The organism is Heliomicrobium undosum (genome assembly GCF_009877425.1).
GTDB classification, from domain to species: Bacteria; Bacillota; Desulfitobacteriia; order Heliobacteriales; family Heliobacteriaceae; genus Heliomicrobium; species Heliomicrobium undosum.
Genome location: NZ_WXEY01000021.1, coordinates 1 through 23,327 on the forward strand (window position 1 = coordinate 1; position 23,327 = coordinate 23,327).

At 50.8% G+C, this 23,327-nt stretch carries 21 protein-coding genes and 1 pseudogene; 3 read left to right on the plus strand and 19 right to left on the minus strand.

The window, feature by feature from the left end:
• Nucleotides 1-90: 90 nt before the first annotated feature.
• Nucleotides 91-804: a hypothetical protein gene (locus tag GTO91_RS14270; RefSeq protein ID WP_161259410.1), complete on the minus strand. Its 714-nt coding sequence runs from the start codon at nt 802-804 to the stop codon at nt 91-93.
• Nucleotides 805-835: 31 nt separating this feature from the next.
• Nucleotides 836-1,927 (minus strand): site-specific integrase, encoded by a 1,092-nt coding sequence (locus GTO91_RS14275; RefSeq protein ID WP_161259411.1) that lies wholly within the window; start codon nt 1,925-1,927, stop codon nt 836-838.
• A 207-nt stretch (nt 1,928-2,134) separates the two neighbouring features.
• On the opposite strand from GTO91_RS14275, the gene GTO91_RS14280 reads away from it, so the two are divergent.
• Nucleotides 2,135-3,040 (plus strand): tyrosine-type recombinase/integrase, encoded by a 906-nt coding sequence (locus tag GTO91_RS14280; RefSeq protein WP_161259412.1) that lies wholly within the window; start codon nt 2,135-2,137, stop codon nt 3,038-3,040.
• Nucleotides 3,041-3,339: 299 nt separating this feature from the next.
• On the opposite strand, the gene GTO91_RS14285 is transcribed toward GTO91_RS14280, so the two are convergent.
• The 11 genes and pseudogenes from GTO91_RS14285 to GTO91_RS14335 all read right to left on the minus strand — a co-directional run bounded on the left by GTO91_RS14285 (nt 3,340) and on the right by GTO91_RS14335 (nt 15,153).
• A complete protein-coding gene (locus GTO91_RS14285; protein ID WP_161259413.1) occupies nt 3,340-6,432 on the minus strand; it encodes a DEAD/DEAH box helicase family protein in 3,093 nt (1,030 codons plus the stop codon).
• 1,165 nt (nt 6,433-7,597) lie between these two features.
• Complete coding sequence (locus tag GTO91_RS14290; protein ID WP_161259414.1) at nt 7,598-8,554, minus strand: tyrosine-type recombinase/integrase; 957 nt, start codon at nt 8,552-8,554, stop codon at nt 7,598-7,600.
• A 148-nt stretch (nt 8,555-8,702) separates the two neighbouring features.
• Entirely contained in the window at nt 8,703-10,244 is a 1,542-nt protein-coding gene (gene guaA, locus GTO91_RS14295) for a glutamine-hydrolyzing GMP synthase (RefSeq protein WP_161259415.1), read from the minus strand.
• 87 nt (nt 10,245-10,331) lie between these two features.
• A complete protein-coding gene (hpt, locus tag GTO91_RS14300) occupies nt 10,332-10,871 on the minus strand; it encodes a hypoxanthine phosphoribosyltransferase (protein ID WP_161259416.1) in 540 nt (179 codons plus the stop codon).
• 153 nt (nt 10,872-11,024) lie between these two features.
• Nucleotides 11,025-11,336, minus strand: coding sequence for a CC/Se motif family (seleno)protein (locus tag GTO91_RS14305; RefSeq protein WP_161259417.1), 312 nt, complete (start codon nt 11,334-11,336; stop codon nt 11,025-11,027).
• Between the two features lie 98 nt (nt 11,337-11,434).
• Complete coding sequence (locus GTO91_RS14310; RefSeq protein ID WP_161259418.1) at nt 11,435-12,142, minus strand: hypothetical protein; 708 nt, start codon at nt 12,140-12,142, stop codon at nt 11,435-11,437.
• Nucleotides 12,143-12,327: 185 nt separating this feature from the next.
• Nucleotides 12,328-12,819, minus strand: a complete 492-nt coding sequence (locus GTO91_RS18240) for a MogA/MoaB family molybdenum cofactor biosynthesis protein (RefSeq protein ID WP_161259419.1) — start codon at nt 12,817-12,819, stop codon at nt 12,328-12,330.
• An 80-nt stretch (nt 12,820-12,899) separates the two neighbouring features.
• Nucleotides 12,900-13,328 (minus strand): annotated as a pseudogene (locus GTO91_RS18245) (MOSC domain-containing protein); the annotation flags it as partial.
• 2 nt (nt 13,329-13,330) lie between these two features.
• Nucleotides 13,331-13,810, minus strand: coding sequence for a cyclic pyranopterin monophosphate synthase MoaC (gene moaC, locus GTO91_RS14325; RefSeq protein ID WP_161259420.1), 480 nt, complete (start codon nt 13,808-13,810; stop codon nt 13,331-13,333).
• A gap of 83 nt (nt 13,811-13,893) precedes the next feature.
• Nucleotides 13,894-14,877: a GTP 3',8-cyclase MoaA gene (gene moaA, locus GTO91_RS14330; RefSeq protein ID WP_161259421.1), complete on the minus strand. Its 984-nt coding sequence runs from the start codon at nt 14,875-14,877 to the stop codon at nt 13,894-13,896.
• A gap of 63 nt (nt 14,878-14,940) precedes the next feature.
• Nucleotides 14,941-15,153 carry a hypothetical protein gene (locus tag GTO91_RS14335; RefSeq protein WP_161259422.1) on the minus strand — a complete coding sequence of 71 codons (213 nt, stop codon included), beginning with the start codon at nt 15,151-15,153 and terminating at the stop codon, nt 14,941-14,943.
• Nucleotides 15,154-15,367: 214 nt separating this feature from the next.
• Here GTO91_RS14335 and GTO91_RS14340 point away from each other — a divergent pair, with 214 nt between their 5' ends.
• The gene (locus tag GTO91_RS14340; RefSeq protein WP_161259423.1) at nt 15,368-16,369 is read left to right on the plus strand and encodes a patatin-like phospholipase family protein; all 1,002 of its coding nucleotides are present in this window, start codon (nt 15,368-15,370) and stop codon (nt 16,367-16,369) included.
• 102 nt (nt 16,370-16,471) lie between these two features.
• On the opposite strand, the gene GTO91_RS14345 is transcribed toward GTO91_RS14340, so the two are convergent.
• The 3 genes from GTO91_RS14345 to GTO91_RS14355 all read right to left on the minus strand — a co-directional run bounded on the left by GTO91_RS14345 (nt 16,472) and on the right by GTO91_RS14355 (nt 18,998).
• Complete coding sequence (locus GTO91_RS14345) at nt 16,472-17,806, minus strand: ammonium transporter (protein ID WP_161259424.1); 1,335 nt, start codon at nt 17,804-17,806, stop codon at nt 16,472-16,474.
• A gap of 251 nt (nt 17,807-18,057) precedes the next feature.
• Entirely contained in the window at nt 18,058-18,396 is a 339-nt protein-coding gene (locus tag GTO91_RS14350; RefSeq protein WP_161259425.1) for a P-II family nitrogen regulator, read from the minus strand.
• A gap of 26 nt (nt 18,397-18,422) precedes the next feature.
• The gene (locus GTO91_RS14355; RefSeq protein WP_161259426.1) at nt 18,423-18,998 is read right to left on the minus strand and encodes an ANTAR domain-containing response regulator; all 576 of its coding nucleotides are present in this window, start codon (nt 18,996-18,998) and stop codon (nt 18,423-18,425) included.
• Nucleotides 18,999-19,343: 345 nt separating this feature from the next.
• Between GTO91_RS14355 and GTO91_RS14360 the strand changes: the two genes are divergently transcribed.
• On the plus strand, nt 19,344-20,144 hold the full coding sequence (locus GTO91_RS14360; RefSeq protein WP_161259427.1) for a sulfite exporter TauE/SafE family protein: 801 nt from the start codon (nt 19,344-19,346) through the stop codon (nt 20,142-20,144).
• Between the two features lie 89 nt (nt 20,145-20,233).
• Here the strand turns inward: GTO91_RS14360 and pyk are convergent, their stop codons facing one another.
• From pyk to pfkA, 3 genes are all read right to left on the minus strand, one after another.
• Complete coding sequence (gene pyk, locus GTO91_RS14365) at nt 20,234-22,024, minus strand: pyruvate kinase (RefSeq protein ID WP_161259428.1); 1,791 nt, start codon at nt 22,022-22,024, stop codon at nt 20,234-20,236.
• Between the two features lie 128 nt (nt 22,025-22,152).
• The gene (locus GTO91_RS14370) at nt 22,153-22,320 is read right to left on the minus strand and encodes a hypothetical protein (protein WP_161259429.1); all 168 of its coding nucleotides are present in this window, start codon (nt 22,318-22,320) and stop codon (nt 22,153-22,155) included.
• 35 nt (nt 22,321-22,355) lie between these two features.
• Nucleotides 22,356-23,318, minus strand: a complete 963-nt coding sequence (gene pfkA, locus GTO91_RS14375) for a 6-phosphofructokinase (protein WP_161259430.1) — start codon at nt 23,316-23,318, stop codon at nt 22,356-22,358.
• Nucleotides 23,319-23,327: the final 9 nt, after the last annotated feature.

Here is a 23,327-nt window from a genome sequence, read left to right on the forward strand (position 1 = left end):
ATACAAAAAAAGAAGAGAAACTCTCTTCCTTTTTCACACGTACTTATTCTATTGAAGCCTGATTTTGTGCATTAACAATTATTTTTTAGTTCATTGTTTTTTGTTGTCAGGAAATCTAAGTCCAAACTCTTTGTATTTTTTTGATATTTTTGTGTTTAAATCACGAGTTTCATTACTGTAACTTTGCAATGATCCAGTTGGATTTATGGCTAAATTAATATATTGATCGTAATCAGAGTACAAATCCATAATAGCATTGTATGATTGTTTGTACTTTTCAGGTGGAGCATCTAAAGACTTAATGTCTTTATAAACTGTTTCTTTTGTATTTTTAAGTAGATCTACGTTGCCGTTTTTATCGTAGTATTTATACAAGATTTTCAGTGATTCGTTAAAGTCGCTGGTATAAAGAAAGTATTCTCCTGTCTTATTCTTCAGTTCCGACTCAGGTACACCTATATCACTTGCCATTTTGCTCATGTCCATCTTGTTCCATATCGTATCATGCCAAACTTTCTGATATGAATTACACATCTTTTCAGCTAATGCAGCACTAAAAATCATTTCGTTAGAAATAAGGTCTAGTTTTTGACCATATTCTTTTTCTCTTTGATTATAATTAAACACAATTCCAAACGTTGCGATTAACACTAGAATTACTCCACCAATAATAAATAATTTTGTTTTTTTCTTTTTATCTCGTTCATTAACCTCTATGTCAAACGACTCTTCTGCTGTTGCTATAGATGCTGCTTGTTCATCGTTAGTTGTTAATGGCAAATTATCTAACTGTTCATTTCCCATTATTAATTCCTCCTGCACTTTCTAATTCTAATTACAAATAATCAAATATATCCAAGCTTCGAATTTTAGAATCCAGATACCTGCTTTTTGTTAAAAAATCATTTTCTTTGAAAACATAACCTAAACACTGATAATAAATTGTTTCTTTGTATTGTGTAAATTCCTGAATGATTTCCTGATTAATATTACTCTTAATCATTTTAATTATCGTATATTTACTAATTCCTTTGATATCATCCCTCCCTATATGCCTAATTAAAAATTTTACAACAAAAGCGGGGCTTGTTATTTGATTAGATCCATTAGATAATTTTCCATTTCTAAATACAAACAAGTTGTCAAAGTCCGAATTAATGTTTTTTCTAACTAAATAGTACTTCTGTAATTGACTACATAACTTATTAGGCAGGTGCACGGTGTAATTATTTATTTTAAGTACATTACACTGTACATTGAAATCCTTAATAGTAATGTTGGTTAATACAGAATATCTTGCCCCAGTAAAAAGTAATAACTTTATAATTAGTGCTCTAACATATTTATTGTAGTATTTGTCATCTTCTAATAATCTTTTTTCGTTTAAAGCTAATCGATTAATGTCATTATCACATACATCACATAATAATCTAAAATCCTCGTCCAAAATTGGCTCTTGTGTTTCTACTTTTTCTATTAAGTCTTTGCCCTCACAAACTTTTTCTATTATTTTATTAAATTGTTCATCGTCTTCTTCCCACAAATCAAATGTATATAATAGTTTTTGGTTCTTATGGTCTATCGATGACAAATATTTAAAAAATTCGGTTACAACAGTTACGTAATTATGCAGTGTGCCTTTTTTTCTAACCCAGAACGCCGGATTAAAGTGTTTACGACTTTCATCAATATAAAAAACCATACTTTCTTCTATGTCTTTGGGTTTGAATTCCATTAATAAATCTTTCCAAGAGTCATCTTTTAAATTCCGTTTTTCTAATAGATAATCATAAAACGCTTTGATTTTAGGATAATAAACTCCATCATTTTGATTGGTGTTTATATAAACCCCATTTGCATCTACACCTTTTTTTAACAAAAAATCATCAATGGCAGCCAGAAGTGTTAACCTAGCAACATCACTCACTACATTCACCCTCCGCTACAGTTATTTTCATAAAATAATTCTTCTTTAGATGTAAAATTCCTCCTTCATATCACTCGCAATTTTTAGGCGCAGAAATATGATTCTGTCTTGAATTTTTCCTTGAAACCAGCTATATTTATCGTAGAACACCTACATTCCTACCTTTTTATTCATCGTAGAATACTGTTAAGAGGAGTGTTATGAGAGATGGACACTATTGCTTCCTTTCTAGACTGGCTTCATTCAGAAGGAAGAGATCCCAAAACAATTCAGGCGTACAAGATCATTTTGAACCAATATATATCATGGTTCAGTGGCACTTACGAACATAGCCACATTCAAACGTCTAAGCCTATTGATATCAAGGAGTTCATCTCTTATCTGAGACACCAAAAGAATCGCTCCCAAGCCACGATCAATAAATCCACCGCAGGGTTAAAGACCTTCTTTAACTTCCTGGCCGATCAAGGCATCATTACGGACAACCCAACCACACGTATTAAGATCCAAAAGATTAGTGCTGCTGTCTCCTCCCATAGCGGACAAACCAAATGGTTGACAAAGCAAGAGCAGGAGAAGTTCCTCTCTTACGTTGACTTGGAACGCAATGAGTTTAAGCGGCTGAGAAACCTAGCTGTAGTGGATATATTGCTTTATTGTGGTTTAAGGGTTTCTGAGGTACAGGACTTAAAGCTAGATGACATTAGGGTGAATGGAAACATAGAGATTACCATTCGTGAAGGCAAGCATGGGAAATATGCTGTCGTGACGATGCTAGCCAAACACGCAAAGAATCTTCGACAGTGGATAAGGCTTAGACAGTCCCTTACAGATGGGAGATACGAGGGTTCCCCCTATGTCTTCGTTAGCGAACGCTCTGGACAATTCACGGTTAAAGGCATCCAACAGATGATTGACAAATACGCTGCTCTGGCTGGAATGGACAATGTATCTCCTCACGCATTCAGACACTCATTCTGCAAGAATCTGGCTAATGCTGGCGTGAACATCGAAACGATCAGAAAGCTGGCTCGTCATGAGAGCATTCAGACAACATCCATTTATATCGATCCAAGTAAAGAAGAACAAATAGTAGCGTTGAGTATGATGTAAATTGATTAGAGGAATAGTCACACGACTACTCCTCTAACTTATGTCCAAAATAAGCCGTCTGATTTATTTAGTCTCTAATTTTCTCGCTGATTCTCTCATTTACTGTTGATTCAACAGTATTTCATCGCTGTTGTGTTCTGGTAACAGACTTATTTAGGTAAAAGTGTTCTTTACGCTTCGTCAATCAACACCATATAACCCCCCTGCCCCCTGCCTGTAATTATTATTCTATCATTAGAACATGCCGTATGCAGCCATCTCCAAGATACCCCCCCTATTTCTGATCTCTATATATAGGGTTAGGGGGAGTATTTTTTTACAATAACATTTTTCCTTCCATCTCTTTTATGATTATCTATTGTGTAACTATAGCTTTCCATCAACGCTACCGCTTTCTTTCCATTAATCATTTTTGAAAAGGCTTTATCCTTAATTCCAAGTGCCTCTGCAACTTCTGCATATGTTAATACTTCTGCTTCAGTGTTTGCTAAGAACTCGGCAAATAATTGAAGGTTTTTAGCTCTACCATCCGAAAAAATTTGTTTATTAAGCCTGTTCTTTGGATTCCATTTCTCAACTCTTGCCTCAGGAAAGTAGTTACTAAGTAATTCAAGAATGATCTTATCTTTTGATGATATAAACACTTTACAGGATACATCCCTGCTGTTATCTCTCAGTGCCGTTCTGGTAATCTCTTGAACATAATCAGATAGGGTATCGAGAACCTTAAATTTCTCTATTTCTTCGTTGTCGAATCTTCTGGTTTGATCAATAGGAGTTACTGTAAATAGTTCTGTTTCATTTGGTTGTGATATATCGTATGCATTGGAATAAAATATCTCGGATTTGTGAAGAAATCCTTCGATAATGCAAATCGTGCAATCTCTGAATTCATTCGATCCTTTAGTTCCACCGAAAGTACCTATTTTAATTCTTTTCTTATCAATATACTTCCCTAGCTTTTCTTTGATCTCGCTTTTAAGCGTTTTTGTGCCTGCATAATACGCATGATCCCTGAACATGGCTAAGTAAATGTTTTCCTTCGGATAGTCTAGCGCAATATCTTCTACATCGCATAAGAACGCATTAACATCGTCGTTATCCATGTTGCTTTTTGTTCCGGTAAGATAATCACACTTATAGAAGGTCAAGTTTTTATATTCTTTGATCATCGGAAAATTAGTAAATGTGCAATACTCATTGTACTTATACAATGGACTTACTAAAGCCGTTCCATCGAATATGATTGTAGCGAAGTTTTTCTCTGAGGTATAATCTACGTAATGAGCGGCTGCAATAGATTTTTTGTCTCTTTCGATGATTCCTCCGTTAGTTAGTAAATCGCTTATAAATATTGGCACATTATACAATTCCGTTTGTAACTCAAATACTTGTCGAAATTGCTTTGTAAACGAATGGGAAAACGAGAAATCACAATTAACTGGTTTGATTTTTTCACGATCTCTTTCATAGTTTCTTTGAAATATATTTGCAACGATTAAAGCAGCTTCCTGTAATTCTGCTAAAGCCTTTTTATACGGATTATTGTCATCATGTGATTCCGAGGTAAAATACCCATTTGCAAGTTCATTAAACTTATCGGTGATCAACCTCATGTAGTGATAGAACATTTCTTCTGTTAAAGTATTATTGCTTATTAAATGTGGTTGTTCATCAATGATTAATGTTTCTCTTGCGAATTTTTGCCCCAATAAGTTAAAAGAATTGTAGTTGGAGGATATCTTATTATTTCTCGCGTCTTCATAAAGTCTCTTATGTGTAAGGACTACTATAGGATATTTCTTTTGTTCCTCAAATTGATTATAGTACCGACAATTCTTTTTATGTCTACATACATAATTACCTTTCCTTACGGGACAACTTTTGTGCTTTTTTTGATTGCGATTAGCGTTATCTAGACAATCTAGTTCATCAAATCCGTATAAGGGATAGGCTACTTCTTTGCCAATATAGTTGTTAAGTTCAGTAGCAAAGTCAATAACATCGTCGCGTCGCTCTTTAACAACTAAACAACCGAACGAACCATCGCTCATAACCTTATGTTTAATATACACTTTTATGATCGTTGACTTCCCTGAACCAGTAACCATATTGATTAGCATTGGTTTATCATCCCGCTTCGCTTTAAGCAATATATTAAAAGCACTGTATATCTGTTCCTTATGTACATCACTGATCCATTGCTGTCTGTCGTTAAATAGATTAACCGTCTCATTAAGTAATTGTTGAACGATGTTTTCTTCCTCGTTTGTTAGCACGAACTTTTCTGATTGTTTAATATCAATCGAGTTCTCTTTCCATTCAGCTAATTGTTGTTCAGTATCTATGTCATAAAGGAGATTCGACCATCCAAGAGATTCCGCTAGTTCATCTAAGAAAAATGTTGCGCCACATCCAGCACAGTGGAATAAGAGGTTTTCCTTAAACAATACTGCGGACGGATTATTATCTTTATGCTCTGGCATACAACAGTGGCATATAACTTTGTGTTCGTTTTCACTAACAACCATTACCCTTTCTTTAAATCGCTGAATAATATTTGTTATATTTGGTAAATCTGATACGCTATTATTTCGGTTTTGTTCATAACTTTTCATTGCATCAATAATTAACTTATCGTCGCCTATTGGTGGTAACAAATCAATGAATTCTTTTTGATCGTAAATCACATCATTTTTGGAAACTAAACGTATTGGAAATGGATCATACATATCCTTTCTATGAATAGAATATGGCAATCTTAGCAATCTGACTTCATTTACACATTTCGGATCGGCGTCAAATTCTTTAATAAGTCGAAGCTGAATATCTCTGAATAGCTTTATGTCAGCATCTTTAACCTTCCAATATACATGAAAACCGTTTTTTGTTTCAATAAGCAGAGTTGGTTTTATTTTATGGTTATTTATTTTGAGAAATACATCCATCTTCCATTCCTTAATCGCTTGTTTATCTTTTTTTATTTCGTTAGGTGCATCTATGTCCACAAACTGGCAAATTATCTTTCCCCCATTTATAATATCCTTGTTTGTCGCAAAGGAATTTTTAGATTCCCAACTTGGACTGTTTGGTGTCCAAAACACGCCAAAAAACTCAGGAATACCATCCGTACAAGAATTAATAAGGTCAGCTATAGTAGAATAATGTAATTGTTTCTTATCCTCCGGTTTGTAATATTTTCCACCCTTACATATGACGCTTTTCTTGTATTTATACTCCTTCCATTTGCCTTTTCTGAATACCATTCTTTTTTCTTCTTGAAGAAAACATATCTGAAAAGGGTTTTCTTCAAAAAACCACTGTAATAACTCTTCGAAAGGAAAATCCCTGTTTTGAACTAACAACAACGTATCTTCTGAAAGGAAATTCATTAATAACCCTCCTGTTTAACACATTAAATTTTTGAAATATATTATTTATTATACGGATTACACCGCAATATGTCAAGTATAAAATTTATTTAGGCAGTCTTTAATCAATGTAATATCTTCTTAGTTGAGAAAAAGCAACGTGAACCACGACAAAGCTATATTATTTTTGCATTGTAAAAACGTATTTTAAGGCAACGACTTAAATAAAAATCCCTGCCTTAACGGCAGGGAAGATCAAATACTTATCTAGTGTACCACTTGATATTGATACCAACAGTTCTTCCAACAAGTTTCACTTTAAGTTTTCTTAAAAATGGAGAAGAATTTCTCTAGAAAAACCCTTTTAAAATCTCGCCTATTGAACATTCAGGACATGGGCAGCCACACAGGTTTGTAGTCGATTTCCGATATTATTCTTATCTCCTTTTCAACAACCTGGGCGCATGTAAAATTTTGTAAATACATGTGTTGCGAATTTTCGAATGGGAAAGTCCTGACATGATAAAGTTGATTATTTTTCAGGTAGGTAGGTTTACCCCTCCCCTTTCATTCGAAAGGCTTAGAAAGGATTCTAGAGCCTTTTAGAGTGCATTTCACATAGGCGATACCTTAAATAAAAAATCCCTGCTCTATGGGGAGCGTCAACCTTAGATTGTTACATGCGTGAGATAACAAGAACAAATAGAGCAGAAACAATAAAAAATCACTATCTTTTATTGTTATCAAGATAAAAAGCTTTTTCTTACTACCGATCTTGACAATCACTAGTGAAATCACTTCCTTAGAGATGTTTTACCCAACCAACCAAGAACAACGATTTTTTATTAAATATTACACCTCCATTTTAGAGTTTCATTTGTGCTTTATGCATTAATTTTATCTTAACCAATTAGCTTTTGTCAAGTAATTTTTATGCCTTTTTTATTTTTTTACCAGCACAAAATAATGTTTATCTTTTGTTTTTTTAATTCTCTTTTATTTTAACTTAGTTATTTTTAATTAAATCGTTAAAATAATGGTTCTTAAATCGTATTTTTACTGTATTTATAAATTGTTGTGTTGGTTTTTAGAATTTATGCTCAAACCCTTCTCCGCACCAACCACACCAAATCAAAGCACTAATTAAAAAGATACCTGCCTTCTTTTACGGCAGGTAAATTATCATTTATCTGTTTATTTTTATTCTTTCACGTTCAACGCGTATGCTTTCTAGGGGGCAAAATTCATCGAAATTCTTCTTCAAGTCATCTCCGTAGAGGTTTAAATAGTGATTTACCATTTTTAACGATGAATGACCTAAAATTTTTTTAAGAGTAAATATATCACCTTTATTTAAGATCCACCTTTTCGCAAAGGTATGTCTAAATAAATGTAACGAGAACTTTGTTACTCCTCTTTTGAGACAATATTTTTTAATTCCATTCTGAAGGGTTGTTCTTGGCATCTGTTGTCCAAATTCATTACAGAATAAAAATTCCTCTGAAGAACTTGGTTTTCTGAACAAAATATATTCCCCTATAATTTTTGACAATGACTTGCTTATCGGAATATATCTTTGTTTTTTGCTTTTTGTCTTCTTTAGTAAAATCATTTCGTTTTCTAAATCAATGTTTTCAACCTTTAAGCACCGAAGTTCCAATGCCCTAACTCCTGTTGCTATTAAAAAGTTAATAATAACCCAATTTCGATATTCAGCAAATGAATCGGTAACAGGTTTTTTTAATAAAATCATTAATTCCGAGTCCGTATATACTTCCTTTACACATTCCTCTGTTCTTATTGATCGAATCATAAACTTTGGTATTATGTTTAGTTCCATTCCATGGTGTAAAATTGGAGAAAGATTTCTTAAATATGTATTTACTGTGATAGGCTTAATTCCTGTCTCTTTCAGCCAACATGTATAATCTTGAATAACGTCACTTGATATTTCACTTGCTTTAACATCTTGATTTCCTAGAAACTTCATGAATTTCTGGAATCCATATTCATAACCAAATATGGTGTACTCAGTTAAGTTTATTACCTTGCATTTCTTTACAAAATGATCTTTGAGCTGTGTTAAAGTCATCTCCGATGTTTTAGTCATCGTCATCCTTTTTAATCCGTTTTTTGAATTCATTTACCCCATCCTCTCCCTTTTATTGAGTGAGTCGGGAAAAAAATAGTGGTCTAAGACTTCCGCAAAACCAGCGAGAAATCAAAGACCACTACTTTTAGTGGATGAGGGCTAAAAACCCAATAAAATCAAGCCAGACAAGACTTAAAACTTACTCCCACTCAATCGTCCCCGGCGGCTTCGACGTGATGTCGTAGACCACCCGGTTAACCCCCTTGACCTCATTGACGATCCGGTTCGAGATCTTTTCCAGCAGTTCATAAGGCAGCCGCGCCCAGTCGGCCGTCATGGCGTCGTCAGAGGTGACGGCGCGCAGGATGGCCGGGTATTCGTAGGTGCGGCAATCGCCCATGACGCCGACGCTGCGCACGGTCGTCGGCAGCACGACGAAGGACTGCCAGATCTGCCGGTAGAGACCGGCTTTTTTGATCTCCTGGAAGACGATATCGTCAGCGTGGCGCAGGATGTCCAGGCTTTCCTTGGTGATCTCGCCGAGAACGCGGATGGCCAAGCCCGGTCCGGGGAAGGGCTGACGCCAGACGATGTCTTCGGGCAGACCCAGTTTTTGGCCCACTTCCCGCACCTCGTCCTTAAAGAGGGTGCGCAGGGGCTCGATCAGTTCGAATTTCATGTCCTCCGGCAGGCCGCCCACGTTGTGGTGGGTCTTGATCGTCTCGGCCGTCGAGGTGCCGCTTTCGACCACGTCGGGATAGAGGGTGCCTTGCACCAGGAAGTCCACCTGGCCCAGTTTGGCTGCTTCCTCTTCGAAGACGCGGATGAACTCGTTGCCGATGCCTTTGCGCTTCGTCTCCGGATCGGAGACGCCGGCGACCTTGGCCAAGAAGCGTTCCGACGCTTCGACGGCGATCAGGTTCATGCCCAGTTCACCCCGGAAGGTCTTGACGATCCGCTCCGATTCGTTGAGACGCATAAAGCCGTGGTCGACGTAGACGCAGGTCAGTTGCTCGCCCACGGCCCGGTGAACGAGGAGCGCGGCTACGGAGGAGTCGACGCCGCCCGAGAGGGCGCAGAGGACCTTGCCGCCGCCGACGCGGGCGCGGATGGCCTCCACCTGCTCTTCAATGAAGTTCTCCATGGTCCACTCGCCGGTGCAGCCGCAGACGCCGAAGAGGAAGCTCCGCATCATGTCCATGCCTTGGGGCGTGTGACGCACCTCGGGGTGGAACTGGACGCCGTAGAAGCGGCGCACCGGATCGGCCATGGCCGCGAAGGGGGCGTGGTCGGTCTTGCCGGAACTAACGAAGCCGTGGGGCAGGACCTCCACCTTGTCGCCGTGGCTCATCCAGCACTGCACATCGCCTTCCATGCCGGCGAAGGGGCCTTCGGAAGCGGTGATGGTGAGGGCCGCCTTGCCGTACTCGCGCGAATCAGCCCGTCCGACCTTGCCGCCCAGTTGGTTGACCATCAGTTGCATGCCGTAGCAGATGCCCAGGATGGGGATGCCCAGGTCGTAGATGGCCGGGTCGACAGCGGGGGCTTTTTCTTCATAGACGCTAGCCGGGCCGCCGGTGAAGATGATTCCTTTCGGATTCATCTCCCGGATGGCGTCGACGCTGATCGTAAAGGGGTGCATCTCACAGTAGACGTGCAGTTCCCGGACGCGGCGGGCGATCAGTTGGTTGTACTGGCCGCCGAAGTCGAGGACCAGGATGGTTTCATGGGGCTTCGTCAAGGTGTTCGCTCCTCTCAAAAAGTCCTACCGATTCATTGTTTCTCGGTAGATTGTTTCCTTAACAAATTGTTCTGTCGATGGCTTGTCCTACTTCTCGTAAACTTCCCGCTTCAGCACGGCCACGCAGGGAATGTGGCGGTACTGTTCGGCATAGTCGAGGCCGTAGCCGATGACAAACTCATCGGGGATGGTGAAGCCGTTGTAGTCGGGGGCGACGGGTGTCTTGCGGCGGCTGGGCTTGTCCAGGATGGTGCAGACCTTCACCGATGCGGCGCCGCGGGACTTCAGGTTGTCCACCAGGTAGTTGAGGGTCAAGCCCGTGTCGACGATGTCCTCGACGATCAGGATGTGCCGGTTTTCGATGGCCCGGTCCAAATCCTTCAGGATCCGCACGGCGCCAGAGGATCGGGTCCCTTGACCATAACTGGAGACGGCCATGAAGTCGATCTCGATGGGGATGCGGATGGCCCGGATCAGGTCGGCCATGAAGACGAGTGCGCCCTTGAGGATGCCCACGACCAGGAGATCCTTGTCTTGGTAGTCGGTCGAGATTTGTTCGCCCAGTTCCCGGACCTTGGTTCGGATTTCTTCTTCGCTGACCAGTACGCGATCGATGACCTTGTCCATTGCTGAAGCCGCCTCCTGAAATACGAAAATAAGGCCGGCTCTCAAGACCGGCCATGCAGACGTGACTATCAGGTATACTCTTTGTCGAATCTCTAAAATTATACCAACGAATGAAAAATCATGTCAACAGAAAAAGCCCTGTTGCCCTACCCCTTACGCCAACCGCCAACCCTTCACCGCCAGTTTCGTCCGGAGGAGGCCCCGCGAGAGGTCGATGGAGAGCGGATGGCTGCAAGCAAAGCGTTTGTCCTGGTAGACGGTGACGCCGTCTTTTTCGAAGCAAGCGTACTCGGCAGGATCCTGCGGGCGGGGCGGCCCCACCTCGATCTCCGGCGGCGCGTCCAGGTGGATGCAACAGCCGACAGAGAGGTTCATGGGGATATGGATGATGCCGCCCTTTTGTTCGATGAAGGCCCTTGCTTCCGGCGTGAAGGACCAGTCCTGGAAAAAGCCTCGCTGCTGCATCGGTGAATCGCCCCTTGTGTCTTTTGCCACTATTTTGACACCCATTCGGCATTCGCACAAGTCCCGCAACCAATCCTGCTTCAAGCCACTGTCCGTTTCTACCGTCCCGCCGCCGGCGGCAGGTTGATGGTCTGTTTGCCGTCGTAATCGGTGAACTGCAGCATGAGGATCAGCCGGTCGCGGGGAGCGTTGCGGCTGGTGGCTTCGACGACGACCTTGCGGATGAGGTTCTTCTCGGGGTCGACCCAGATGCGGTAGTAGAAGTCTTTCCATAGGGTGGTCAGGAGGCGGTTGGACACCTCGGTGCGGCACTCCATGAGCAGGCACTTGTCTTCACCCACGCTATCGATCCCCGTCACGGTGACGCCTTCGATGTTTTTGATATCCAGGGCGGTCAGCGGGCTGATCTCGGAGAGCAGCAGGTCCTGGGGACCGAAGCGGCTTTTCTCAATGGTGTACCAGTTTTTCTTGACGGGGTCCCAGAGGTAGAACAGGTTGCCGGACGTAAAGATCTCCGTCGACGACTGGAGGAGCGTCCCTTTTAGGTGGAACTTCTCCCCTTCGGCCCGGTCGCCGGAAAAGCGGCTGATGACCTCTTCCCGCCCGTCGACGCGGATGAGGAAGGTGCTCTCAAAGGAAAAACTGGGGCTGTGCAAGGTGCCCGCCACAGCGCGCTTGACGACAGTCATGGGATCCTTGGGATTCCAAAGCGCTTCATGGGCCTGCCACATCAGGTAGCCGCCGCCTGCGCCGAGGAGCAAAAACAAGACGATAAGGCCGGCGCTCCACCGCCACCAGCGTCTCATGGGGATCCCCCCTTCCGGAAAAAGCCTCCCTATGGGAAGGGTATTTTCCGTTCGAGGGGGGATAGAACCGGAGGAATTTTCCTTCGTCACCCGCAAAAAGGACTCGTCTGCAAAATAGGATCAACAAAAAAGAATCCCCCCGCGCGCAGAGAGGATTCTTTCGCCATCTTGCTTATGGGCCTCGTTTACTTGCGGGCGCACTCGCTCGCCTCGCCCTTGAGGATCTCGATGCCGTGGGGCAGCGCCGGCAGGATGATGTCGAGGCACTCTTGAACAGCCTTGGGGCTGCCGGGAAGGTTGACGATCAGCGTCCGGCCGCGGATGCCAGCGACGCCGCGGGTGAGCATGGCCCGGGGCGTGATCTTCATGCTCTCGGCCCGCATGGCCTCGGCGATGCCAGGCGCGAGCCTTTCCACCACGTCCATCGTCGCTTCCGGGGTCACGTCGCGGGGCGAGAAGCCTGTCCCGCCTGTGGTGAAAATCAGGTCGAGGCCGAGGTCGTCGGCCATTTCCCGGAGGGCGGCGGCGATCTGGTCCCGCTCGTCGGGAACGACCTTGTAGGCGGCCATGGCGCCGCCGATGGACTGGACGGCTTCGCCGATCAGCCGTCCAGACCGGTCCTCCCGTTCACCGCGGCTCCCCTTGTCTGAGGCGGTAAGGATGCCGACACGGATCATGGGCGCTCCTCCTCTCCGGCGGCCTTTGCACCTGGATTTTTCTCTTGCTGCGTCTTCACACCAGCCGCCGCTTCACTGGGCATCACTTCAATCGCATCGCCGACCTGCACAGGTCCGCCCGAGATCACCCGGATAAAGATGCCCTCTTTGGGCATGACACAGTCGCCGGCCTGGTAGTAGATGGCACAGCGGGTATGGCACTCCTTGCCGATCTGGGTCACCTCGCCGACGGCCTCTGCTCCTAATCTCAGCCGCGTCCCGACCGGGAGCACGGTCAGTTCGATGCCTTCCGTGGTGATATTTTCGGCGAAGTCGCCGGGATGGACGTCCAGGCCGAGGTCGCGCATCTTTTGGATGCTCTCGATGGCCAGCAGGCTCACCTGGCGGTGCCAGGGGCCGCCGTGGGCGTCGCCGGCCAGACCGAAATCGGCCGTCAGCATCCCCTGGCCCACATTTTTTTTGCGCATCCCTTTTTTCTCGCTGCTGCAAACGGCTACGATCGTTGCCACGGTCATTCCTCCCTGATGAAGTGCCCGCTCTTCCCCCCTGTTTTTTCGACAAGCCGGATGTCGCTGACAACCATGCTCTTGTCCATGGCCTTGCACATGTCATATATGGTCAACGCGGCCACGGAAACAGCAGTCAACGCCTCCATCTCGACGCCGGTCTTGCCGGTCGTTTTGACACGGCTCTCGATCTCCACCGTCGAATGGAGCTCGTCCAAGGTGAAGGTCAGATCGACACCGGTCAGAAAGAGAGGGTGGCAGAGGGGGATCAGGTCACTCGTCCGCTTGGCGGCCATGATGCCAGCCAGGCGGGCCACTGACAGCACGTCGCCTTTGGCGATCTGGCCGTCCCGGATCCGCCGGAAGGTATCCCGGTGCATGAGCACCCGCCCGCGGGCCACCGCCTCCCGCCGGGTGTCGCCCTTCAGGCTCACATCGACCATGCGGGCGCCGCCTTTTTCATCAAAATGCGTCAAAGGATCCATTCGCTACCTCCGCTGTTATCACTCATCATTAGAAAACAACTGCTAATGGGCTTCTAGGCCAGCCATATCGCCCGGCCCCCCCTTCAGCCCCCGATCTGGGACATCCGGCGTGTCCGATCGCCCCATCCCTCATCCAGCATGCTGTGTTGATAGGGTTTTGCCTCGACGGCTTTTTGAAAAATCAGGGACAGCAGGCTGTCGGGAGCGCCCCGCCGCATGGGGGCTTTCAGGTCGATCTCCTGGCGCGAGTGCAGGCAGGGGCGCAATTTGCCTTCGGCTGTCAGCCGCAGGCGGTTGCAGGCGGCGCAGAAGTGTTTCGACATGGCGCTGATGAAGCCAACCGTTCCGAGGGCGCCCTCCAGGGTGTGGTAGCGGGCCGGACCGCCACCCCGGATGCCGGGGTGGTTGCCCAGTCGCAGCCCTTCTCGGGCCATCTTCGCTTGCATCTGTTCAATGGAAACGAATTGACCGCGAAAGCGGGGGTCGCCCTCCCCGATGGGCATCAATTCGATAAACCGGACATGAATGGGCCACTGCAGGGTGAGGCGGGCGAAGTCAGCCAGTTCGTCGTCGTTGACACCGCCCATGACGACCACGTTCAGCTTCACCGGATGCAGGTCGGCCGCCAGGGCCGCCTCGATGCCTGTCCAGACATCGTCGACACACCCGACCCGGGTGACGGCTCGAAAGCGTTCGGGCCGCAAGGTGTCCAGGCTGATGTTGACGCGATCCAGGCCCGCCGCCTTCAGGTCGCCGGCGAAACGGGGCAGCAGAATGCCGTTGGTGGTGAGGGCCACGTCTTCGATGCCGGTGATCGCCTTCACCCGAGCTACGAAGGGGACGATCCCCTTGCGCACCAGCGGCTCGCCGCCGGTGATCCGCACGCGGCGGACGCCCTGTGCAGCGGCGATGGCGATCAACCGTTCAAACTCTTCGAAACGGAGCACCTCCCGGTGGTCGACCAGGGGGAGTCCCTCTTCCGGCATGCAGTAGACACAGCGGAGGTTGCAGCGGTCGGTGACGGAGACACGCAGGTAATGGATATCCCGGGCGAAGGCGTCGATCATTTCGGCCACCCCGTCTCTTGTCATTATTTCAGCAGCAGAGAGAACGCCGGGGGCGTGCGCATTTTAGAAACAGCCCAGTTCACAGTGGCGGATCTTGATCTTCAACTCGTTGGCCAGTCGTCCGATAAGACTGTAGGGGACGCCAAAGGACTCGGCGATGTCCCGGGCGTCGGTGCAGGTCAGCCGGTTATCGGCGACCGCTTCGCCCATGGCTTTTTTGATTGCCTCGATCGGCGCGCCGCCTGCCGGCGTCGTTTTATCTGCATTCTTGGTCATATCGATCCTCCTAGAGCCTTCTGCGACGGCTCGTCCGACTCGTGCAGCGAAAAATTTCCAATATTCTGAAGCGCACTTGTGATGTTTTTAGCATACGTGCTGAAGGCCTGTTCGTCAAGGCTTTCCAGTTCTGGACCTGTTTTTTCAGATCCCCTGGAAACACATTTTTCCCCTCTCTGCTACATAAGAATCTGACGTGGAGAGGGTGATGGCGATGGACTGGGCATTGGTGCTCAGCGGCGGCGGTTCTCGCGGCGCCGCCCATATCGGCGTGATCAAGGCACTGGAAGAGGAAGGCCTGCGGCCACCCCTTGTCGTCGGCGTCAGCGCCGGCAGCATCGCCGGCGCCCTCTACGGCACAGGCTATAGCGCCGATGACATGATAGCCATCGCCAAACGGGCCTCCCGGCATTTTCTCTTTGACTTTGACTGGCGCTGGCTCACCGCCGCCTTGCTCGGTCTCTTTCGTCTGCTCCAGGGACGGCCCAATGCGGCGCTCTGGCCTGGGCTCCCGACAGGCCTCCTCGTGGGTAACCAGTTGGAAAAACTGTTTCGCCAGATCTGGGGGCAGCGGACCTTTGACCAAACAGAGCCCCGTGTCGTCGTGACGGCTGCCGATCTGATCACCGGCGCATCGATCTGCTTCCTGCCGAAGGACCTGGCGCCGGTAGATCCCCTTCCCTACCGGCGTTTCCTCACCGGCGTCCCCATCGCCCAGGCCGTCCGCGCCAGTTCGAGCATCCCCGGCGTCTTTCATCCCGTCCGGTTGAAGGAGTATTGTCTCGTTGACGGCGCCGTGCGGGCCAACCTGCCGACCGACCTGGCCCGCAGCCTCGGCGCCAAGGCGGTCATCTGTGTCAGCCTGCGCGATCCTGACACACCGGCCGTCCCGCCCGACAACCTGATCGGGACGATGCTGCGTTCCATCGACATTATGGGCTATGAGATCGACTTGTGCACCATCTTAGGCGGCGCCGATCTGGTCATTGAACCTGCCCTGGGCCGCATGGGTGTCTTCGACTTCAACGCCATCGACGAGGCCGCCCAGGCGGGATATGCCGCCGCCATGGAGGTCATGCCGTCGATTCGGCGGATCCTGCAGGCGCCTCCCGTTCAGCCGGAAGCCCCCTCGGTGACAGAGCACCGGACAGGGCAGGGGCTCGTCATCCGCATCGGCAGAGGGAGTCAAGCCAGTGAGAATAAAAACTTTTCATGAAAAAAGGGAGCGGCATCCGGCGATGCTTCACTCCCTTTTCCTTTGGAAATATTTTCATTTCGACTTCCGATTACGATTAGCTGACCAGATTACGCTATGCCCCTATGGCTTGGAGGAACTCAACTGAGCCGGTCCGGCGGAGATTTCCGGAAAGCCCGGAAGACTGCCCACTGGCAGGCCGCCCGCATGGGCGCCGGTGAAGTTCGGCACGTCCGAATAGGCGGCGATGCCGTGTTCCGCCAGGTCCATGCCGTCGATCTCCTCCTCGGGGCTTACTCGGATGCCGACGGTGGCCTTCAGCAGGGCAAAGACAAGATAGGTGGAGGCGAAGGCGAAGAGGGACACGGCGAGGACGCCGAGGGTCTGAACGCCGAGCAGTTCCATGCCGCCGCCGTAGAAGAGACCTCGTTCGGTGTGGAAGAAACCGACGGCGATGACGCCGAAGGTGCCGCAGAAGCCGTGAACCGCCACGGCGCCGACGGGATCGTCGGCACGCAGGTGATCAACCCAGCCGACCGCCTCAACGACGAGGACGCCGGCGATGGCGCCGATGATGGCGGCGGCGACGGGCGAGACGCTGCCGCAACCGGCGGTGATCGCCACCAGACCGGCGAGACAGCCGTTGATGACCATACTGGGATCAGGCTTGCCCCATTTAAACATGGTGTAGATGGCGCCCATAGTGCCGCCGGCAGCCGCCGCCAGGTTGGTCGTCACGGCCACACGGGCGATGTTCATATCAAGACCGGAGAGGGAACTGCCGGGGTTGAAGCCGAACCAGCCGAACCAGAGCATGAAAGCGCCCAGCGCGGCCAGGGGCAGGTTGTGACCGGGGATGACGTTGGGGCTGCCATCGGCGTTGAACTTGCCCATGCGGGGTCCCAACACCAGGATCGCCGCCAGGGAGGCCCAACCGCCTACGGCGTGAACGGCGGCGCTGCCGGCGTAGTCGACCATGCCGAGCTTGGCGAGCCAGCCGTTGGCGTTCCAGACCCAGTGACCGGCGAGGGGATAGATGATGGCGGTGGCCAAAAAGCTAAAGACGATATAGGGGCCGAATTTCATCCGTTCCGCCACGGCGCCGGAGACGATGGTCGCCACGGCGACGGCGAAGGCCGCCTGAAAGAGCCAGTAAGCGTAAAGGGGAATTTTCAGACCCAGGTGCTCCGCTTCCCCTTGCAGGAAGAAATCGCTGACTCCAATGATACCGGCCTTGTCCAGGCCATACATGACGCCGAAGCCGACGGCCCAGTAGCCGAGCATGCCGACGGTGCAATCCATGAAGACCTTCATGATGATGTTGATGCTGTTTTTGGCCCGGATGAAACCCGCCTCGAGGGCGGCAAAACCGGCTTCCATGAAAAAGACAAGTGCGGCGGCCATCAACACCCAGATGGTGTCGATCCCCATGGCCAGTTGTTCGGGCGTGGGCGTCATTTGTTACTCCTCCTCTGAATCACTAAGACCGCTAAAAAGTGATTTGAACCCTGCAAAAACAAAGACGCCCTAGACCCCGCGAAAATGGTTTCGCCGGGTCTAGGGCGTCTCTGCCCCTGCATCACTATACCTCTTGTGCCATTATAGGTCCCGAATCTGGCTTTTGCAAGCAGATTTTTCCGCACTATCTCTGCTTTTTCTAAGCAATACGTCAGTGACAAGCAGGGCGCCGATGATTCGCTGCAAATCCCCTACAGGGCGACGGCTCCCCGCTCGCCTGTCCGGATCCGCACCGCCTCTTCGATGGGAAGGATAAAGATCTTGCCGTCTCCCACCTGCCCTGTCCGGGCGGCTTCGACGATAGTCTGCACCACTGTTTCCACTTCGCCATCCGATACGGCCAGTTCCAGTTTCACTTTGGTCCGCAGTGTGATGGCATACTCCTGACCGCGGTAAACGCCAGTCTCTCCCTTTTGTCTCCCGCATCCCATCACCTGGGTGAGGGTCATGCCCCGGATGCCGATGGCCTCGAGGCGTTGTTTGACCAGATCCAGGCGTTCTGGGCGAAAGACCGCTTCAATCTTTTTCACTCGGTTCACCTTTCCTACGAAATTCTTTATTGCATGTCGTAGGCGACGACGATCGCCTCCGCCACGGCTTTTAGACTCATCCGCTTGTTCATGGACTGCTTCTGGATGCGCCGGAAGGCCTCGGCCTCGTTGATACCCAGGTTGCGCATCAAGATCCCCTTGGCTTTTTCGACGATTTTGCGCGTTTCGATGGTGTTCTTCAACTGCCGGATTTCCTTTTCCAGCCGGCTGACTTCCCGGAAACGGCTGACGGCCAAGTCGATGATCGGCTGCAGGGACATCTCCTGCAGCGGTTTGATCAGGTAGGGCAACAGGGTGTCGGCCTCACGGCTCCGGTGACTCTCCCGGCCTCGTTCCAGGAGCAGGACGACCGGGCAGAGCCGTTCATCTTCAATCATGTGTGCAACACTTTCACCATCCTTCATCGCCGGTTGAACGGAGATGAAGACGAGATCAGGGGTAAGCCGGCGGATCAGTTTCAATGTACCGAGACCGTCTTCGGCTTCGCCAACGACCATCTGACCCAGGGCGTGCAGAAGTTTTTTCAATTCCACTCGCTGCGTCTCGTCGGGATCCCCGAGTATTACGCGAAGTCCTTGCATGGCCTTGCCTCCAACTTATGCCTCTCTATCACTATGTCCCTAAAAATATTCTGTTTCCCCCGCATCATCATCATCAAATGCTAATTAACATTGGGCAGTACTTATATTGTAACGACCTGCGCCGTAGGCGTCAAAGGGTGTCTTCCATAAAAAGGCCGCCCAAGGGTCTTTTCTTATGGAAAAGCGAATCACATCCTCACCCATTCCCTCGTGGCGAGCATTGTTGCGCTCGCGCTTTTTTTCGCTTATATGGCTTTTCGCGTGGACGAATATTGCCGTTCAGGGATATAATGATACCGTCGTCTTCCCGTACAAAAAGATAGAACTGCAATAGGAGTAATGGTCATGGACTTCGCGCTGCTTTTCATCACAGGCCTGGGAGCCGGAACACTTGGCTCTCTGATCGGCGTGGGCGGCGGTTTCATCGTCGTTCCCGTGTTGCTGCTCCTCTTCGCTTATCCCCATACGTGGACAGTGGCCACGTCCCTCTTCTTCATTTTTATCAACTCGCTCGTGAGCAGTTACAACTACTCCCGCCAAAAGCGGGTGGACTTCGCCACCGGGATCCCCTTTGCCGTGAGCACGATTCCCGGCGCCCTCGCCGGCGCCTACCTGGTGCCCTATCTGTCGGGAAAGGCCTTTGACACGGCCTTCGCCGTGCTGCTGCTGCTGGTGTCTCTGTTCATGCTCTTTCGCCCCCAGGGACCGGCAAGGGACCGCACGCCCGACTGGCTGGGAAAAAAGACGACGCGGAAATTCACCGACGCCCATGGGGTGGAACACGAATACAGCTTCAGCCTGCTCTTCGGCATCATGGTCAGCTTTTTCGTCGGTTTCCTATCGAGCATCTTCGGCATCGGCGGCGGGATCATCCATGTGCCGGCCATGACCTTGATCATGGGCATTCCACCCCACATCGCAACGGCCACGTCCATGTTCATTCTCACCGTCTCGTCCTTCTTCGGCACGCTGCCCCATATCCCCGCCGGCGAGGTGCAGCCTGTAGCTGCTTTGGCCCTCGCTCTCGGCGCCATCGGCGGCGCGCAGATCGGCACCCGCCTGGCCCCGAAGGTAAATGCCCGGCGATTGATGCAAATCTTCGCCGTGATCATGTTCATGCTGGCCCTTCGCTTGTTTTTGCGGTAATTGAGAGTTTTTAAAACGCCAAGCCTGTCTGATGTTATATTCAGACAGGCTTATTATCATTTTAACCAAGTTTTTTCATTTCCACCGGATCAGAGCACTCGCGCCGTCCCCTCGTAGATCATCCCCCGCTCGGTGGCGTCCATGGTGACGACGGCGCCGTCGGAGAGCGCCTCGAAGGCCTTGTCGACACCGACGATGACAGGAATGCCGAACTGCAATCCCACGATGGCCGCGTGGGAGGTAAGGCCGCCTTCGACGGTGATGATGCCGGCGCAGCGTTCGATGGCCTGCACGTAATCTCGGTCCGTCCCGAAGGCCACCAGGATCTCGCCCTTCTCCAGCCGGGCGGCGTCGGCGGCGGAGCGACAGAGGCGCACCTTGCCGACAGCCTTCCTCCGGCCGATGCCCATGCCATGGGCCAACACCCGACCGGCCACATGGACCTTGAGCAGGTTCGTTGTGCCTGATACGCCGACCGGCACGCCGGCGGTGACGACGACGAGGTCGCCTGAGGCGATGCGCCCTTCCTGCAAGGCGCAGTCGATGGCGTCACCGAGCATCTCGTCGGTGCCCGCCGTTTCCCGCACCTTCATCGGCTCAGCGCCCCAGACGACAGCCATCTGGCGCATCACCCTCGTTTCCGGCGTCGCAGCGATGATGGGACAATCGGGACGGTAGCGGGAAACCATGCGGGCTGTTGATCCGGCTTTGGTTAAGGTGATGATCGCCTTCGCCCCCAGGTCGGCGGCGATGCTGCAGGTGGCGTGGCTGATCGAGTCGGTGACCGAACCGAGGCCGGCTTTGCGGCGGCGGTCCAGTTCCTCGTCATGGCGAAGCGCCTGCTCGGTGCGCATGGCGATGCGCGCCATCATCGTGACGGCCTCGACAGGGTACTTGCCGGCCGCCGTCTCGCCGGAGAGCATGATGGCGTCGGTCCCATCGAGGATGGCGTTGGCCACGTCGGTCGCCTCGGCCCGGGTCGGCCGGGGATTGCGGATCATCGAGTCGAGCATCTGGGTCGCCGTGATCACCGGCTTGCCGGCGATGTTGCACTTTTCGATGATCAACTTCTGGACGAGGGGGACGTCTTCCGTCGGGATGGCTACGCCGAGGTCGCCCCTGGCCACCATGATCCCGTCGGAGACGGCCAGGATCTCGTCGATGTTGTCGACGCCCTGATGGTTCTCGATCTTGGCGATCAACTGCATGGAAGCGCCGCGGTCCTCCAGGATCTTGCGGATGCCGAGCACATCGGAGGCGTCGCGGACAAAGGAGATGGCGACGAAATCCATGTCCTGGGCGATGCCGAACTCGAGATCCTTCACTTCCTTTTCGCTGATGGCCGGCATGCGCAAGGCCACGCCAGGGACGCTGACACCCTTGCGGCTGCTCACATCCCCGCCGTTTTTTACGAGGCAACGGATCTCGCCGGGCCGGATGTCGGTCACTTCCATTTCAATGTTCCCGTCGTCGATGAGCACGCGCACGCCCGTTCGCACATCCTCGACAAGCCCGGCGTAGCTGATCGGCAGGCGCTCCTTCGTCCCTAAGGACCCATCGTCGGGAAAAAGGGTCACTTCGGCGCCTTCCTCCAGGGTCGTTTTGCCGCCGGCCACCTGGCCGAGGCGGATCTCGGGGCCTTTCGTGTCGAGGAGGATGGCGATGGGCTGTTCCAAGGCCTGCGCCGCCTGGCGAACGGCGGCGATGCGGGCGGCATGCTCTTCATAGGTGCCGTGGGAAAAGTTTAACCGGGCCACCCGCATGCCGGCCCGGATCATCTCGGACAGGATGGCTGGGTCGGAACTGGCGGGTCCGACGGTACAGACGATCTTGGTGCGGGGCGTCCCGGACGGAGAAGCCTCCTGGGAAAATGCATGCATGAATTCGAACCTCCCATGGGAGCGCCTGGGCGCCTCCCCTTTTACCCCTTGCCTTTCTGCTGGGTCGTCGAATACTTCTTCAGCCCGCTGCCGGCTTCCTCCCGTGCCCGGAAAAATTGACCATACATTTACCTTCTCGTCACCAGCAGATAGACGAACCAGGCGCCCCCGCCGATCAGGAGCAGGGAGCCGAGCCGTGACTGATAGCCATAAAGGAGCGCCCCCAGAAGCAACACGATGACGGCGGCGCCATACAATCCCCCGCGTACCTTGGCCCAGTTTTGATCAGAGAACACATCGCTCACCCCGAGGGTAGTTTACCCCCGGCGTATTAAATGGATAACACCCCAGCCAGACGGTAAAGTTCTTCGTCGAGGCCGTTCCGTTCCGTCAACGCCTTGTCCAGGTTCTCCTCGACCAGTTCTCCCTTGCGCACGCCGAGCATGATGTTGCTCTGGCCGCGCAGGAGCGCCTCCACCGCCTGGGCGCCCATGCGGGAGGCCCAGATCCGGTCCGTCGCCGTGGGGTTGCCGCCGCGCTGGATGTGGCCCAGGATGGTCACGCGCGTCTCCAGTCCTGTCTTCTCTTCGATACGCTTGCCGATCTCAACGGCGCTGCCGGCGCCCTCGGCGACAAGGATGATCGAATGGAGCTTCCCCCGGTCATGGCCGCGCAGCAGGCGAGCGCAGACATCATCCAGATCAAAGGGAACCTCGGGGACGAGGATCGATTCGGCGCCGCCGCCCAGACCGGCCAGCAGCGCGATATGGCCGGCCCGTCGGCCCATCACCTCGATCACATTGGTCCGGTCGTGGGAGGTGGCCGTGTCCCGGATTTTGTTGATGGCGTCGAGAACCGTGTTCACGGCCGTATCGAAACCGATCGTGTAGTCGGTGCCAGGGATGTCGTTGTCGATCGTGCCGGGGATGCCGACGATGCGGATGCCGTGGCGCATCAAGGCCTGGGCGCCGCGAAAGGAGCCGTCGCCGCCGATGACGATGAGGGCGTCGATGCCGGCGTCCTTCAGTTTGGTCGCCGCCAGCGCCTGGTTTTTGGGTTCAAAAAACTCCTTGCTACGGGCCGTCCGCAACATCGTGCCGCCCCGGTGGATGATGTCGCCGACAGACCCCACATCGAGGGGGCGCATCTCGCCCGTTAAAAGCCCCGCAAAGCCGCGCAGGATGCCCGACACCTTGATCCCCCGGTAAATGGCCATCCGGACGACGGCGCGCACACAGGCGTTCATGCCAGGAGCGTCGCCGCCCGAGGTGAGGACGCCGATATGTTGGACCAACGCAATCCC

Coding starts and splice junctions, on each gene's coding strand:
- moaC (WP_161259420.1), bottom strand. CDS start 13,810: ATGGATCCTTTGACGCATTTTGATGAAAAAGGCGGCGCCCGCATGGTC.
- GTO91_RS18240 (WP_161259419.1), bottom strand. CDS start 12,819: ATGATCCGTGTCGGCATCCTTACCGCCTCAGACAAGGGGAGCCGCGGT.
- GTO91_RS14340 (WP_161259423.1), top strand. CDS start 15,368: ATGGACTGGGCATTGGTGCTCAGCGGCGGCGGTTCTCGCGGCGCCGCC.
- GTO91_RS14345 (WP_161259424.1), bottom strand. CDS start 17,806: ATGACGCCCACGCCCGAACAACTGGCCATGGGGATCGACACCATCTGG.
- hpt (WP_161259416.1), bottom strand. CDS start 10,871: ATGGACAAGGTCATCGATCGCGTACTGGTCAGCGAAGAAGAAATCCGA.
- GTO91_RS14360 (WP_161259427.1), top strand. CDS start 19,344: ATGGACTTCGCGCTGCTTTTCATCACAGGCCTGGGAGCCGGAACACTT.
- GTO91_RS14290 (WP_161259414.1), bottom strand. CDS start 8,554: ATGAATTCAAAAAACGGATTAAAAAGGATGACGATGACTAAAACATCG.
- GTO91_RS14280 (WP_161259412.1), top strand. CDS start 2,135: ATGGACACTATTGCTTCCTTTCTAGACTGGCTTCATTCAGAAGGAAGA.
- GTO91_RS14305 (WP_161259417.1), bottom strand. CDS start 11,336: ATGCAGCAGCGAGGCTTTTTCCAGGACTGGTCCTTCACGCCGGAAGCA.
- pyk (WP_161259428.1), bottom strand. CDS start 22,024: ATGCATGCATTTTCCCAGGAGGCTTCTCCGTCCGGGACGCCCCGCACC.
- GTO91_RS14335 (WP_161259422.1), bottom strand. CDS start 15,153: ATGACCAAGAATGCAGATAAAACGACGCCGGCAGGCGGCGCGCCGATC.
- GTO91_RS14355 (WP_161259426.1), bottom strand. CDS start 18,998: ATGCAAGGACTTCGCGTAATACTCGGGGATCCCGACGAGACGCAGCGA.
- GTO91_RS14310 (WP_161259418.1), bottom strand. CDS start 12,142: ATGAGACGCTGGTGGCGGTGGAGCGCCGGCCTTATCGTCTTGTTTTTG.
- GTO91_RS14270 (WP_161259410.1), bottom strand. CDS start 804: ATGGGAAATGAACAGTTAGATAATTTGCCATTAACAACTAACGATGAA.
- GTO91_RS14285 (WP_161259413.1), bottom strand. CDS start 6,432: ATGAATTTCCTTTCAGAAGATACGTTGTTGTTAGTTCAAAACAGGGAT.
- moaA (WP_161259421.1), bottom strand. CDS start 14,877: ATGATCGACGCCTTCGCCCGGGATATCCATTACCTGCGTGTCTCCGTC.